General features: G+C 40.5%; 1 protein-coding gene. It reads right to left on the bottom strand.

Translation table 11 applies throughout. From position 1 onward, the window contains the following. Positions 1 to 553: CNNM domain-containing protein (locus tag IV513_RS15675; protein ID WP_209391482.1), on the bottom strand; the 553-nt coding region annotated here is incomplete at both ends.

Below are 553 nucleotides of genomic sequence, written 5' to 3'. Positions count from 1 at the left end.
GATTAATACATTACGAATCGTAGTTTCATTGAGCAAAATTTGCGACTGGTTACTAAGAAGTTTTACCAAAATATCTTTGGTATCGACATAGCCAATCACTTCATCAATATGGTCTTTACATACCAAAAATTTTGAATACGGGTAATTGGCGATTTTTTGGCGGATACTTTGCTCAGACTCGCCAAGGGTGAAATACACCACATCCTCACGGGTGGTCATGCTAGAGGGCACATTACGTTCTTCAAGCTCAAAAACGTTTTCGATAAAGTGATGTTCTTGCTTGAGCAATACCCCCGCTTGCGCTCCTGCATCCACCACGGCAGAAACATCATCAAAGGTGATATTTTCTTCTCTTACCATGTTGATTTTGAAAATTCTAAAAATCAGATTTGCCAGCCCGTTGATAATCCATGCCAGCGGCTTAAATACTTTGATTGACAACAAGACAGGCTCAATCACCGCTAACGCCACGCGTTCTGGGTTAATCATGCCAATGCGCTTGGGAATCAAATCAGCAAACAAAATAAACAACAAAGTGACTAGCAAAAATGAC

It is taken from the genome of Chryseobacterium sp. RR2-3-20, from assembly GCF_017808115.1.
GTDB classification, from domain to species: domain Bacteria; phylum Bacteroidota; class Bacteroidia; order Flavobacteriales; family Weeksellaceae; genus Chryseobacterium; species Chryseobacterium oryzae.
Note: the sequence above shows the minus strand (reverse complement) of the source record. Positions and strands in the feature narration are given on the sequence as shown.